Below are 12,948 nucleotides of genomic sequence, written 5' to 3'. Positions count from 1 at the left end.
ACGCCCATGAACAGCCAAGTCATCCCGATCGCGGTGCTGAACGCCGACGGGTCGAAACAGCCGACCTCGAAGCAAAGACGGCGCGAGGCCCCGAAGGGCCGGCGCGTCGATGCCGGCGCACTCGAAGAAGTGCAGCGCCTGCTGGGCGATGAATCGCGCGCGCGCGATCTGCTGATCGAGCACCTGCACAAGATCCAGGACAGCTTCGGCCACCTGTCGGCCGCGCACCTCGCCGCGCTCGCGTATGAGATGCGCCTGGCGCAGACCGAGGTCTTCGAGGTCGCGAGCTTCTACCACCACTTCGACATCGTGAAGGAAGGCGATGCGCCACCGGCCGCACTGACGGTGCGCGTCTGCGACGGGCTGTCGTGCGAGATGGCCGGCGCCGCCGACCTGCTCGCGCGCCTGCCGAAGCTGCTCGGCAAGGACGTGCGCGTGATCGCCGCACCGTGCATCGGCCGCTGCGAACAGGCGCCTGCGGTCGCCGTCGGACAGAACGCGGTGCCGAACGCGAGCTGCGACGCGGTCGTCGCCAAGGTCGCCGCGCACGCGACGCGCCACCTGCCCGAAGGCCACATCGACTACGCCGCCTACGAGGCCGGCGGCGGTTACGCGTTGCTGAAGGCCTGCGACAGCGGCGCACGCGATGTCGAATCGGTCATCGCGACGCTCGAGGATTCGGGCCTGCGCGGCCTCGGCGGCGCCGGCTTCCCGGCCGGGCGCAAGTGGCGCATCGTGCGCGCCGAGACCGCCCCGCGTCTGATGGCTGTCAACATCGACGAGGGCGAGCCCGGCACCTTCAAGGACCGCGTGCTGCTCGAGCGCGACCCGCACCGCTTTCTCGAAGGCATGCTGATCGCCGCGTGGGCGGTCGGCATCGCGCGCATCTACATCTACCTGCGCGACGAATACCACGCGTGCCGAGCGCTGCTCGAGACCGAGCTCGAGAAGTTGCGCGCGCACCCGCCGATCGCGGCGATGCCCGAGATCATCCTGCGGCGCGGCGCCGGCGCCTACATCTGCGGCGAAGAGTCGGCGATGATCGAATCGATCGAAGGCAAGCGCGGCATGCCGCGGCTGCGCCCGCCGTATGTCGCGCAGGTCGGGCTGTTCGGCCGGCCGACGCTGGAGCACAACTTCGAGACCCTGTTCTGGGTTCGCGAGCTGGTCGAGAAAGGCGGCGCCTGGTTCGCCGCGCACGGTCGCCACGGCCGCAAGGGCCTGCGCTCGTTCTCGGTTTCGGGGCGCGTGCGCGAACCCGGCGTGAAGCTCGCGCCGGCCGGCATCACGATCCAGGAGCTGATCGACGAATACTGCGGCGGCATGCTGCCCGGTCACGCGTTCTATGCGTACCTGCCCGGCGGCGCGTCGGGCGGCATCCTGCCGGCCACGCTGAACGAGATTCCGCTCGACTTCGACACGCTGCAGCCCTACGGCTGCTTCATCGGCTCGGCCGCGGTGATCGTGCTCTCCGACCGCGACACCGCGACCGACGCGGCGCGCAACATGATGCGGTTTTTCAAGCACGAATCGTGCGGCCAGTGCACGCCGTGCCGCAACGGCACCGCGAAGGCATCGGCGCTGATCGACAAGCCGAGCTGGGATCTCGACCTGCTCGCCGACCTGTCGACCGTGATGCGCGACGCTTCGATCTGCGGGCTCGGCCAGGCCGCGCCGAACCCGATCGACTGCGTCGTCAAGTACTTCCCGCACGAACTCGTCTGACCCGGGACCGATTCATGAACGCGATCACCAAGGCCGAAGCGATGCATCTCGATGCGCCGCTGATTCAGTTCGAGCTCAACGGCCGCGAGGTCTCGGGGCGGGCCAGCGAAACCCTGATCGAGATCGCGCAGCGCGAGGGCATCGAGATCCCGCGCCTTTGCTACAAGCCCGGGCTCGAGGCCGTCGGCAACTGCCGCTCGTGCATGGTCGAGATCGCCGGCGAGCGCGTGCTGGCGCCCTCCTGCTGTCGCTCGCCGAGCGCTGGCATGAAGGTCACGACCGACAGCGAGCGCGCGCTGAAGTCGCAAAAGCTGGTGCTCGAACTGCTGCTCGCCGACATGCCCGAGACGGCCTACACGCGCCACAACGAGGTCGACGACTGGGCCCGCAAGCTCGGCGTCGGCAAGCCACGCTTCGAGGCTCGCGCGCCTGTCGCGCGCGACCTCACGCACCCGGCGATCGCGGTGAACCTCGATGCCTGCATCCAGTGCACGCGCTGCCTGCGCGCCTGCCGCGACGAGCAGGTCAACGACGTGATCGGCCTCGCGTTCCGCGGCGACCACGCGAAGATCGTGTTCGACATGGACGACGCGATGGGCGCGTCGACCTGTGTGGCCTGCGGCGAGTGCGTGCAGGCCTGCCCCACCGGTGCGTTGATGCCGGCGCGCGATGCGGCGCTCGCGGTGCCCGACAAGCAGGTCGAATCGGTGTGTCCGTATTGCGGCGTCGGCTGCCAGCTGACCTACAACGTGAAGGACGACAAGATCCTGTTCGTCGAAGGCCGCAACGGCCCGGCGAATCAGGAGCGGCTGTGCGTCAAGGGCCGCTACGGCTTCGACTACGCACACCATCCGCACCGCCTCACGAAGCCGCTGATCCGCCGCGCCGGCGTGCCCAAGACCGGCGATTTCGCGATGGACCCGGATCGCTGGATGGACGTGTTCCGCGAGGCCAGCTGGGACGAGGCGCTGGCGCTGGCCGGCGGCAAGCTCGCGCAGATCCGCGACCAGCACGGCGGCAAGGCGCTCGCCGGCTTCGGCTCGGCCAAGGGCAGCAACGAAGAGGCCTACCTGTTCCAGAAGCTCGTGCGCACCGGCTTCGGCAGCAACAACGTCGACCATTGCACGCGGCTGTGCCATGCGTCGTCGGTGGTCGCGCTGCTCGAAGGCATCGGCTCGGGCGCGGTCTCGAACCCGGTGATGGACGTGACCAAGGCCGAGGTCGTGCTGCTGATCGGCGCGAACCCGACCGTGAACCACCCGGTCGCGGCGACCTGGATCAAGAACGCGGTGAAGAACGGCACGAAGCTGATCGTGCTCGACCCGCGCCGCTCCGACCTCGCGCGCATCGCGCATCGCTTCGTGCAGTTCAAGCCCGACACCGATGTCGCGCTGCTCAACGCGATGATGAACGTGATCGTCACCGAGGGCCTGGTCGATGAAGACTTCATCGCCAGCCGCACGATCGGCTACGACGAGCTGCGCCGCAACGTCGAGGGCTACGCGCCCGAGGCGATGGCGCCGATCTGCGGCATCGACGCCGAGACGATCCGCCACATCGCGCGCCTGTTCGCGAGCTCGAAGGCCTCGATGATCCTGTGGGGCATGGGCGTCTCGCAGCACGTGCACGGCACCGACAACGCGCGCTGCCTGATCGCGCTGTCGCTGATGACGGGCCAGATCGGCCGGCCCGGCACCGGGCTGCACCCGCTGCGCGGCCAGAACAACGTGCAAGGCGCGTCCGATGCCGGGCTGATCCCGATGATGCTGCCGGACTACCAGCACGTCTCGCAGCCGGCGGTGCGCGAGAGCTTCGAGAAGGCCTGGAAGCTGCCCGCCGGAACCCTCGACGCGCAGCCCGGGCTGACCGTCGTCGAGGTCATGCACGCGATCAAGACCGGCGGCGTGCGCGGCATGTACGTGATGGGCGAGAACCCGGCGATGTCCGACCCCGACGCGAACCACGCGCGCGACGCGCTCGCCGCACTCGACCACCTCGTCGTGCAGGACATCTTCCTGACCGAGACCGCCTACCTCGCCGACGTCGTGCTGCCGGCCAGCGCGTTCCCCGAGAAGACCGGCAGCTTCACGAACACCGACCGACTGGTGCAGATGGGCCGCCAGGCGATCAACCCGCCCGGCGACGCGCGCCAGGACCTGTGGATCATCCAGCAAATCGCGCAACGGCTCGGCCTCGATTGGCAGTACGGCCACGTGTCGGAGGTGTTCGACGAGATGCGCCACACGATGCCCAGCATCGGCGGCATCACCTGGGAGCGGCTCGATCGCGAGCACGCGGTGACCTACCCGTGCCTGGCCGAGGGCGACCCGGGCGACCCGGTCGTCTTCACCGACACCTTCCCGCGCGAGGGCGGCCGCGCGCGCTTCGTGCCGGCCGACATCATCCCCGCCGACGAACGCCCCGATGCCGAGTACCCGATGGTGCTGATCACCGGCCGCCAGCTCGAACACTGGCACACCGGCAGCATGACGCGGCGCGCGACGATGCTCGACGCGCTCGAGCCCGATCCGGTCGCGCTGGTGCATCCGCTCGACCTGGTCGCGCTCGGCGGCCAGCCCGGCGCTGTCGTGACGATCGCGTCGCGGCGCGGCGAGGTCGTGCTGTATGCGCGAGCCGACGACAGCTCGCCGCGCGGCGCGGTGTTCGTGCCCTTCTGCTACTACGAGGCGGCGATCAACCGGCTGACCAACGCGGCGCTCGATCCGTTCGCGAAGATCCCCGAGTTCAAGTACTGCGCGGTCCGCGTCACGCTCGGTGGCCAGGTGCCGATGCAGGGCAGCTACGGCGGCGGCGCGGCCCTGCGCAACGAGCTCGAGCGCGCACCGGGCTGAGCCCCTGCGCGCACGTCTCGAGAGCATCCATCACCGATCGCGAATGCTCTCGATAAGATACTTTGACTGTCAATTATCGATCGCCACTCCTACATTCGAAACCTGCCGACGCACTCTCTTCCACAGCGGCATGAATGTTCAAGGAGAAGCTCATGATCAACGATCTGCCATTCCACACCGGGCCCAGCGAAGCGGAAAGAAATTCGTTCAATGCGGCGTTCTATGAACTGGGTCTGCGGTGGTACTGGGACACCGACACCTACACCGACCTGCTGCGCCGCTTCGACTCCACGACGCAGCGCATCCACCACTACCTCGAGGCCAACCACGCGCATCTGCTGAAGGCCTACGACGCCGCATTCCTCGTCGACGCGATCCAGCAGGCCCAGCTGAAGGCGCAGCGCGCCGCAGCGCAGACCCCGGCAGCACGCCATTTCGACTGGGCCCAGACGCTGGCCGGCGAGATCGGCGCCTGACCCCCTCCACTGAAGGCGACCACCCATGCAATCCCGATGGCTCCGATTCGAGCATGCCGGCCAGATCGGCTTCGGCACGCTGCACGGCGACCGTGTGCAGCCGCACCGCGGCGACATGTTCGGCGTGTCCGAACCGGCCGGCGCGCAGCTCGCGTTGGGTGATGTCACGCTGCTGACGCCGACCACGCCGAGCAAGGTCATCGCGCTGTGGAACAACTTCCGCGCGCTCGGCGAGAAGCTGAACCTCGCGGTGCCGGCCGAGCCGCTGTACCTGTTGAAGTCGCCGAACTCGTTTCTCGCGACCGGCGCGCTGATTCGCCCGCCGCGCTGCGCCGCGAAGGTCGTGTTCGAAGGCGAACTCGGCATCGTGATCGGCAAGACCTGCAGCGCCGTCGTCGAAGCCGATGCGCTGGACCACGTGTTCGGCTACACCTGCGCGAACGACGTGACGGTCGCCGACATCCTGAACCGCGACGCGTCGTTCGCGCAGTGGACGCGCGCGAAAGGCTTCGACACCTTCTGCCCGATGGGCCCGGTGGTCGCCACCGGCCTCGACCCTGCGACACTGACCGTGACGACGCGCCTGAACGGCGAGCTGCGCCAGCACTACCCGATCAGCGACATGCGCTTCTCGGTGCAGCAGCTCGTCAGCCTGATTTCATTCGACATGACCTTGCTGCCCGGTGACGTGATCCTGTGCGGTACCTCGATCGGCGTCGGCTCGATGAAGCCCGACAGCAGCGTCGAAGTCGAGATCGCCGGCATCGGCACGCTCGTCAACCGCTACGGCTAGAAATGACGACCCCAAGGTCGCCTGCGGCGCCCGCCCCCCGAGGGGAGCTCAGGCCGCTTGGGGCGGCCCGGCGCTGGCCTGAGGAGTCGGTCAGCCAGGATTCAACTACCGGAGTTTCGACATGAAGATTGCAGTGATCGGCGCAGGCGCGATCGGTGGGCTGGTGGGCGCGAAGCTTGCGCTGGCCGGCGAGGACGTGACCTTCATCGTGCGCGGTGCGAACCTCGCCGCGATCCGCGCCAACGGCTTCACGCTGATCGCCGCCGACGGCACGCGGCAGGTCGCACGCGACGTGAAGGCCACCGACGACTACGACCAGGCCGGCCCGCAGGACATCGTGGTCCTCGCGATGAAGGCGCATCAGGTCGAGGCCGTGGCCCACGATGTACCCCGGCTGTTCGGCCCCGACACGGTGGTCGTGACGATGCAGAACGGCATCCCGTACTGGTACTTCCACCAGCACGGCGGCGCGCTCGCGGGCAGCACCGTGCGCAGCGTCGACCCGAGCGGCCTGGTCGGCGCGAAGATTCCCGCGAGTCGCGTCATCGGCTGTGTCGTCTACCCGGCCTCGGAGCTCGTCGCGCCGGGCGTCGTGCAGCACATCGAAGGTGATCGTTTCCCGATCGGTGAACTGGACGGCTCGGCGAGCGAACGCGTCGCCCGGGTCTCGGCCTGCCTGAGCGGCGCCGGCTTCAAGGCGCCGGTGCTCGACAACATCCGCGCCGAGATCTGGCTCAAGCTGTGGGGCAACCTGACCTTCAACCCGATCAGCTGCCTGACCCATTCGACACTCGTCGACATCTGCCAGTACGCCCCGGCCCGCGAGCTCGCGACCGCGATGATGCGCGAGGCGCAGGCGGTCGCGAACAAGCTCGGCATCGAGTTCCGCGTGTCGCTCGAGAAGCGCATCGCCGGGGCCGAGAAGGTCGGGCGGCACAAGACCTCGATGCTGCAGGATGTGGAGGCCGGGCGCGCACCGGAGATCGATGCGCTGGTCGGCGCGGTCGTCGAACTGGCGCGCCTGACCGACACGAACACGCCGCACATCGACAGCGTCTATGCGCTGGTCAAGCTGCTCGCGCAGACGATGGGCCAGGAACGCGGCCAGGTGCGCCTGCAAGCGGTCGCGTGACCCGCGGCGGCGGCGCGGCGCGGCCGCGCACAATCTGCCCATGAAGCACGCGACGCTGCGCCAGCTGAAGGTGTTCGAGGCGGTCGCGCGGCTGCTGAGCTTCTCGCGCGCCGCCGAGGAGCTTCATCTGACGCAGCCGGCCGTCTCGACGCAGATCCGAAAGCTCGAGGAGCATGCCGACAACGCGCTGTTCGAGCAGTTCGGCAAGAAGGTCTACCTGACCCCGGCGGGCGCCGAACTGCTGCAGATCAGCCGCGACATCATTCAGCAGTTCGAGGCCGCCGAGCAGGCGATGACGCAGTTCAAGGGCATCTCGGGCGGCAAGCTCAAGGTCGGCGCGATCAGCGCCGGCGACTACTTCTTCCCGCATCTGCTGGTCGAGTTCGCGAACCGGCATCCCAATGTCACGCTGGACTTCACGGTGCACAACCGCGCCGGGCTGCTGACCCACATCGCCGACAACCTGACCGACCTGGCGATCATGGTGCGCCCGCCGACCGACCTGGAGACGGTCAACCAGCCGTTCGCGCCGCATCCCTACGTGATCGTCGCGGCGCCGAGCCACCCGCTGGTCGGCCGGCGCGGCATCGCGCTCGCGACCCTGATGCGCGAGCCCTTCGTCGTGCGCGAACGCGGCTCGGACACCTGGAACTCGATGGAGGAAGGCTTCGGCGGCGATCTCGGCGCGATCAACATCGCGATGGAAATCCGCAGCACCGAGACGATCAAGCAGGCGGTGATCGCCGGGATGGGCGTCAGCTTTCTCTCGGCCCACACCGTGGGCCAGGAACTGAAGGCCGGCAGCCTGTGCGTGCTCGATGTGCAGGGCTTCCCGCTGATGCTGCACTGGTACGTCGTGCACCGCCGCAGCAAGCGCCTGCCGCCGGTCGCGCAAGCATTCAAGGACTTTCTGCTCAGCGACGGCGCGGCGCTGATCGCCCGGGTGATCCCGGGCTGTCACTCGGTCCCGAGTGACCCGGCTTGATCAGCGGCTTGCGGTCTGCAGCGACGTGCCGGCCCGGCCGCGATGGCCGAAGGCGGCGCGCAGCGCTTTCACGAAGATCACGATCGGCAGCGCGGCGATCAGGTCGCGTGCGACGGCATTCGCCTCCAGGCCGGGATGGATGGCATTCGAGTTGACGGCGGCGTGGTTCATCGGGGGGCTCGCATAGGTGAAGGGGATGTCCGCGATTATAGGGTTAACCCTGTGTTTGGCAAGCTTCGAGAACTCCTTCGCCGGCGCCTTCCCGACCTGCCTTGGGGCCCGGGTCCCTTGTCTTCGCAACGGGCGGCCGCACCTTGCGAGCAGGGTCATCCGCGGCCCGTATGATCGCGCGGCTTCAGCCGCCATCCCCCGCCACCGAAGGAACGCTTTGATGATGAAATCCCTGATCCTCGCCGTGTCGTTCGCCGTGATGTGCGCAGGCCTCGCGCCGATCGACGCGCAAGCCCGACGCATCGGCGGCGGCACCTCGTCCGGCATGCAGCGCAGCGTCCCCGCGCGCACGCCGCCGCCGGCCGCACCGGCGCAACCCGCGCAGGCTGCGCCGACCTCGCCCGCGATGGCCGGTGCGGCCCCGGCGGCCGCAGCGCCGAAGCGCTCGTGGATGGGCCCGATCGCCGGCCTCGCCGCGGGCCTCGGCATCGCAGCGCTGATGAGCCACTTCGGCATGGGCGCCGAGTTCGGCAACATCCTCATGATCGTGTTGCTGGGGCTGATCGCGATCGTCGCGATCCGGTTCGTGGTGAGCCGCTTCGCGCGTGGTGCAGCGCCGAGTCCGATGGCCACGCCGAACGGCCTGCACTTCGCCGGTGACGCGTCGCCGGCCGGCGCCTCCGGCAGCTCGGCGTCGTGGACGCCGCCTCTGCCGCTGGCGGCTGCGGCGACCGCGCCGGTGCTGGCCCTGCCCGCGGGCTTCGATGCCGCCGGGTTCGAGCGCATTGCGAAGATGATCTTCATCCGCATGCAGGCCGCCAACGACAGCGCCGACCTGAACGACCTGCGCGCCTTCACGACGCCCGAGATGTTCGCCGCTGTCAAGCTCGAGCTCCAGGAGCGCCCCAGCGCGCCGCAGACGACCGACGTTGTGCGCATCGACGCCGAGGTGCTCGATGTCGTCAGCGAAGCCGAGCGCCAGATCGTCAGCGTGCGTTTCCACGGCCTGATCCGCGAAGAGAAGGACGGCGTCGCCGCACCGTTCGACGAGATCTGGCACCTCGTGAAGCCGGCCGACGGCAGCCGCGAGTGGGCGATCGCGGGGATCCAGCAGGCACAGGCGGCCTGAGCGCGGCATGGGCCGCCGGTTGTACATCGTGACCGGCGCGTCGCGCGGCATGGGCGCGGCAATCGCCGCGCAGCTGCTCGCACCGGATCACCGGCTGCTGTGCATCGCTCGGCACCGCAACGACGCGCTCGCTGCGCAGGCTGACAGCGCCGGCGCGCACTGCGAGCAGTGGCAGCTCGACCTGGCGCAACCTGCCGCTGCCGCGGCGCAGCTGCAGGCCTGGCTCGCGTCGCTCGACGCCGCCGGCTTCAGCGCCGCGACGCTGATCAACAACGCCGCGGCGCTGACGCGCATCGGCCCGATCGACGCATGCAGCGATGCCGAGCTCGCGGCCTCGCTGCGCGTCGGCCTCGAAGCGCCGCTGCTGCTGAGCGCCGCCTTCCTGCGCGCGACGCGCGACTGGGCTGCCGACAGGCGCGTGCTGAACATCTCGTCCGGCCTCGGGCGCCGCGCAATGGCCGGCCAGGCGTCTTATTGCGCATCGAAGGCCGGCATGGACCACCTGACACGCGCGATGGCACTCGACGAGGCGATGCGCCCGAACGGCGCGAAGCTCGTCTCGCTCGCGCCCGGCGTGATCGACACCGAGATGCAGGTGCACCTGCGCGCCGGCGATCCGGCGGGCTTCCCCGAGAAGGCCAACTTCGTCGGCCTGCAGGAAAAGGGGCAGCTGACCTCGGCCGCCGACGCTGCGGCTCGCGTGCTGGCCTACCTGAACCGCGCCGATTTCGGCGCGAGCGCCGTGGCGGACGTGCGCGACACCTGAGTCGCAACGCACGGGTTCGTCCCGAGCGCGACATGCGAGCGCGCTTTGCCACAATCGCCGGTCACCCACCGACCCGCGCGGCCACAAGCTGCATCCCTCGCATGAGACTGTTCACTGCCGCGGCGACCCTGGCCGCACTCGCCCCTGTCCTGATCGCCTGCAGCAGCGCGCCGCCGGCCGCACCGCCCGCCGCAGACCTCATCGCACCGAACGCCAACCTCGTCGTGCAGGGCATCCCGCCGATCCCGGCCAGCATCGCGGCGCAGGTCGCGAAGTACACCGACTTTGCCGGCCACTCGTTCGTCGACTGGCATCCGGCGCGCCGCGAGATGCTGGTCTCGCACCGCAAGCTCGGCGCCAGCGTTCCGCAGCTGTTTCGCGTTGCCTCGCCGCTGGCCGAGCCGGAGCAGCTGACCGACGGCGCCGAGTCGGTGCGCAACGCGAGCTACGAGCCGCGCGACGGCCGCTACATCGTGTTCTCGCGCGGCAGCGGCGGCGACGAGGCCTACAAGCTCTATCGCCTCGACCTGCCGGGCAAGCAGGTTACGCTGCTGACCGACACGCCCGAGCGCCACAGCATCGAAGGCTGGCTGCACCGCAGCAGCCGGATGCTGACCATCTCGGTACCGCTCGATCGCACCGCGCAGGGCGGCACGCGCGGCGCGATCGCGCAGACGCTGCGGCTGATGGACCCGCTGCAGCCGCAGGACGTGACCCGGCTCGCCGAGCTGCCCGGCGGCGGCTGGGGCGTCGGCGGCGTCTCGTGGGACGACAAGCAGGTCGCACTGACGCGCTATCTCTCGGCGAGCGAGTCGCAGGTCTGGATGCTCGAGATCGCGAGCGGCCGGCTGACGCAGCTGCTGCCGGCGGCCGGCAGCGCCGAGAAGGCAAGCTGGTTCGCCGGCGACTTCAAGCGCGACGACAGCGGGCTGTACGCGCTCAGCAACCGCGGCGGCGAGTTCCGCGAGCTCGTGTTCTACGACTTCGCGGACCGCAGCGTCACGCCCGTCACGCGCGACATCCCGTGGGACGTCTCCGGCGCAACCGTCAACGAGGCCGGCACGCTGATCGCCGCGCAGGCGAACGTCGACGGCCGCGACGAGCTGCGCCTGTACGACGCGCGCAGCCTGAAGCCGCTCGCGGCACCGCGGCTGCCGCCCGGCAGCATCGGCTCGACCCACTTTCACATGCGGCTCGCCGACCTCGAGTTCTCGCTGAACAGCGCGCAGGGGCCGAGCCAGCTGTGGTCGCTGAACCCGGCCACCGGCGCGGTCGAACAATGGACCCGCGCACGGACGCCCGACAACGTCGACACGCGCACGTTCACCGAGCAGGAGATCGTGCGCTGGACGAGCTTCGACGGCCGCACCATCTCCGGCATCCTGAACCGGCCGCCGGCGCGCTTCACCGGCAAGCGACCGGTGCTGATCGCGATCCACGGCGGCCCCGAGGGCCAGGCGCAGCTCGGCTTTCTCGGGCGCGGCAACTACTACGTCAACGAACTCGGGATCGCGGTGATCCAGCCGAACGTGCGCGGCTCGAGCGGGTTCGGCAAGACCTTTCTGTCGCTGGACGACGGCTTCAAGCGCGAAGACTCGGTCAAGGACATCGGCGCACTGCTCGACTGGATCGCGACCCAGCCGGGGCTGGACGCCTCGCGCGTCGCCGTCACCGGCGGCAGCTACGGCGGGTACATGAGCCTGGCGGTCGCGACGCTGTACTCCGACCGCATCGCCGGCACGATCGACGTCGTCGGCATCTCGAACTTCCTGACCTTTCTGCGCAATACCGAGAGCTACCGGCGCGACCTGCGGCGCGCCGAGTACGGCGACGAGCGCGATCCCGCGATGCGCGCGCACCTCGAGAAGATCTCGCCGCTGACGAACGCCGCCCAGATCCGCAAGCCGCTGTTCGTCGTGCAGGGCAAGAACGACCCGCGCGTGCCCTACACCGAGGCCGAACAGGTCGTCGCGAAGGTGCGCGCGAACGGGTCGCCGGTCTGGTACCTGCGCGCCGAGAACGAGGGTCACGGATTCGAGCGCAAGGAGAACGCGGACTTCCAGTTCTACGCGACGGTGCTGTTTTTGCAGCAGATGCTGCAGCTGAAGTGACTCAGCGATCCAGCGGCACCACCTCAGGGCCCTGGAAGCCGCGCGCGCGAAAGGTCAGCACCAGCGTGTCGCGGTGGCCGTTCGGCTTGAGCGGCTGGATCGGCGTGCTCTCGTGGATCACGCGGGCATCGTCGAGCAGCAGCGTGGTCCACGGCTCGGTCATCGTGAAGCGCAGCCCCGCCGGGCCCTCGGCCTCGAACACGCGGGTCTCGCCGCCCTTCACGCCCTCGCGTGCAATCAGCAGCACCGCGACGAAGTCGACGCCGTCGCGGTGTGCGCCCTCGGGCGTCGGCCGGCCGATGCCGTCGGTCGTGTCGATGCGGAACTGGTGTGCCTCGACATACCAGCGCTGCGCGCCTTTCAGCGCCGAGCAATGCGCGCTGAGCGCCGCGAGCAGCCGCGGCCAGACCGGCTGTGCGACGACCTCGGCGGGCATCGGCTCGAACCAGCGCTCGAGCCCGCCGTGCAGCGCGTTGTATTCGAGCGGCTGCCAGTGCGCGCGGTGCGGCGCCTGCTCGACCGCGTCGCCGTCGACGACGAAGCAGGCATGGCGCCGCCGCCGGTAACGGCCGCCGTCGCGCAGGTAGGCGTCGGGCGGCAGCGCGTCCCACGAGGGGCGCAGCGCGTCGAGTTCGGCGGCCGAAGCGCGCAGCAGCTCGCGCAAGCCCGCGGGGCTCAGCGCCGCGTGGCCGCGGTTGCGCAGCGCATCGTCGAGTTGCGCGGGTTCGGTGATCGGAGGTGTCAGCATCGCGGTGGTCATGCCCTGAATGATGCCGTGACTTGCGACCCACTGGCCGACAGGTGTTGT

At 69.5% G+C, this 12,948-nt stretch carries 11 protein-coding genes; 9 read left to right on the top strand and 2 right to left on the bottom strand.

Translation table 11 applies throughout. The annotated features are described in order from the left end of the window. The first annotated feature begins 6 nt into the window (after positions 1 to 6). The 6 genes from AC1DTW_RS21145 to AC1DTW_RS21120 all read left to right on the top strand — a co-directional run bounded on the left by AC1DTW_RS21145 (position 7) and on the right by AC1DTW_RS21120 (position 7,963). Entirely contained in the window at positions 7 to 1,725 is a 1,719-nt protein-coding gene (locus AC1DTW_RS21145) for an NADH-ubiquinone oxidoreductase-F iron-sulfur binding region domain-containing protein (protein WP_477983354.1), read from the top strand. A 14-nt stretch (positions 1,726 to 1,739) separates the two neighbouring features. Continuing rightward, positions 1,740 to 4,577 carry a formate dehydrogenase subunit alpha gene (gene fdhF / locus AC1DTW_RS21140; protein WP_477983353.1) on the top strand — a complete coding sequence of 946 codons (2,838 nt, stop codon included), beginning with the start codon at positions 1,740 to 1,742 and terminating at the stop codon, positions 4,575 to 4,577. Positions 4,578 to 4,729: 152 nt separating this feature from the next. After that, the gene (locus AC1DTW_RS21135; protein WP_477983352.1) at positions 4,730 to 5,053 is read left to right on the top strand and encodes an HAD family hydrolase; all 324 of its coding nucleotides are present in this window, start codon (positions 4,730 to 4,732) and stop codon (positions 5,051 to 5,053) included. Between the two features lie 25 nt (positions 5,054 to 5,078). Continuing rightward, on the top strand, positions 5,079 to 5,846 hold the full coding sequence (locus tag AC1DTW_RS21130) for a fumarylacetoacetate hydrolase family protein (RefSeq protein ID WP_477983351.1): 768 nt from the start codon (positions 5,079 to 5,081) through the stop codon (positions 5,844 to 5,846). A 121-nt stretch (positions 5,847 to 5,967) separates the two neighbouring features. Further along, positions 5,968 to 6,978, top strand: a complete 1,011-nt coding sequence (locus AC1DTW_RS21125; RefSeq protein WP_477983350.1) for a 2-dehydropantoate 2-reductase — start codon at positions 5,968 to 5,970, stop codon at positions 6,976 to 6,978. 40 nt (positions 6,979 to 7,018) lie between these two features. Then, positions 7,019 to 7,963, top strand: a complete 945-nt coding sequence (locus AC1DTW_RS21120) for a LysR family transcriptional regulator (protein WP_477983349.1) — start codon at positions 7,019 to 7,021, stop codon at positions 7,961 to 7,963. On the opposite strand, the gene AC1DTW_RS21115 is transcribed toward AC1DTW_RS21120, so the two are convergent. Further along, complete coding sequence (locus AC1DTW_RS21115) at positions 7,964 to 8,134, bottom strand: hypothetical protein (protein WP_477983348.1); 171 nt, start codon at positions 8,132 to 8,134, stop codon at positions 7,964 to 7,966. A 220-nt stretch (positions 8,135 to 8,354) separates the two neighbouring features. On the opposite strand from AC1DTW_RS21115, the gene AC1DTW_RS21110 reads away from it, so the two are divergent. The 3 genes from AC1DTW_RS21110 to AC1DTW_RS21100 all read left to right on the top strand — a co-directional run bounded on the left by AC1DTW_RS21110 (position 8,355) and on the right by AC1DTW_RS21100 (position 12,140). After that, positions 8,355 to 9,263, top strand: a complete 909-nt coding sequence (locus AC1DTW_RS21110; protein WP_477983347.1) for a Tim44 domain-containing protein — start codon at positions 8,355 to 8,357, stop codon at positions 9,261 to 9,263. 7 nt (positions 9,264 to 9,270) lie between these two features. Beyond that, positions 9,271 to 10,029, top strand: coding sequence for an SDR family NAD(P)-dependent oxidoreductase (locus AC1DTW_RS21105; RefSeq protein ID WP_477983346.1), 759 nt, complete (start codon positions 9,271 to 9,273; stop codon positions 10,027 to 10,029). Positions 10,030 to 10,130: 101 nt separating this feature from the next. Continuing rightward, positions 10,131 to 12,140, top strand: a complete 2,010-nt coding sequence (locus tag AC1DTW_RS21100) for a S9 family peptidase (RefSeq protein WP_477983345.1) — start codon at positions 10,131 to 10,133, stop codon at positions 12,138 to 12,140. Position 12,141: 1 nt separating this feature from the next. On the opposite strand, the gene AC1DTW_RS21095 is transcribed toward AC1DTW_RS21100, so the two are convergent. Then, positions 12,142 to 12,900, bottom strand: a complete 759-nt coding sequence (locus AC1DTW_RS21095) for a 2OG-Fe dioxygenase family protein (RefSeq protein WP_477983344.1) — start codon at positions 12,898 to 12,900, stop codon at positions 12,142 to 12,144. Positions 12,901 to 12,948 lie beyond the last annotated feature (48 nt).

It is taken from the genome of Rhizobacter sp. P5_A1 (assembly GCF_056400745.1).
The sequence above is the reverse complement of the archived record's forward strand: the minus strand, read 5'-3'. Positions and strand labels throughout refer to the sequence as shown.

What these genes read in the sequence shown, in the direction of transcription:
- AC1DTW_RS21145 (WP_477983354.1), top strand. Translation starts at nt 7, where the DNA reads ATGAACAGCCAAGTCATCCCGATCGCGGTGCTGAACGCCGACGGGTCG.
- fdhF (WP_477983353.1), top strand. Translation starts at nt 1,740, where the DNA reads ATGAACGCGATCACCAAGGCCGAAGCGATGCATCTCGATGCGCCGCTG.
- AC1DTW_RS21135 (WP_477983352.1), top strand. Translation starts at nt 4,730, where the DNA reads ATGATCAACGATCTGCCATTCCACACCGGGCCCAGCGAAGCGGAAAGA.
- AC1DTW_RS21130 (WP_477983351.1), top strand. Translation starts at nt 5,079, where the DNA reads ATGCAATCCCGATGGCTCCGATTCGAGCATGCCGGCCAGATCGGCTTC.
- AC1DTW_RS21125 (WP_477983350.1), top strand. Translation starts at nt 5,968, where the DNA reads ATGAAGATTGCAGTGATCGGCGCAGGCGCGATCGGTGGGCTGGTGGGC.
- AC1DTW_RS21120 (WP_477983349.1), top strand. Translation starts at nt 7,019, where the DNA reads ATGAAGCACGCGACGCTGCGCCAGCTGAAGGTGTTCGAGGCGGTCGCG.
- AC1DTW_RS21115 (WP_477983348.1), bottom strand. Translation starts at nt 8,134, where the DNA reads ATGAACCACGCCGCCGTCAACTCGAATGCCATCCATCCCGGCCTGGAG.
- AC1DTW_RS21110 (WP_477983347.1), top strand. Translation starts at nt 8,355, where the DNA reads ATGATGAAATCCCTGATCCTCGCCGTGTCGTTCGCCGTGATGTGCGCA.
- AC1DTW_RS21105 (WP_477983346.1), top strand. Translation starts at nt 9,271, where the DNA reads ATGGGCCGCCGGTTGTACATCGTGACCGGCGCGTCGCGCGGCATGGGC.
- AC1DTW_RS21100 (WP_477983345.1), top strand. Translation starts at nt 10,131, where the DNA reads ATGAGACTGTTCACTGCCGCGGCGACCCTGGCCGCACTCGCCCCTGTC.
- AC1DTW_RS21095 (WP_477983344.1), bottom strand. Translation starts at nt 12,900, where the DNA reads ATGACCACCGCGATGCTGACACCTCCGATCACCGAACCCGCGCAACTC.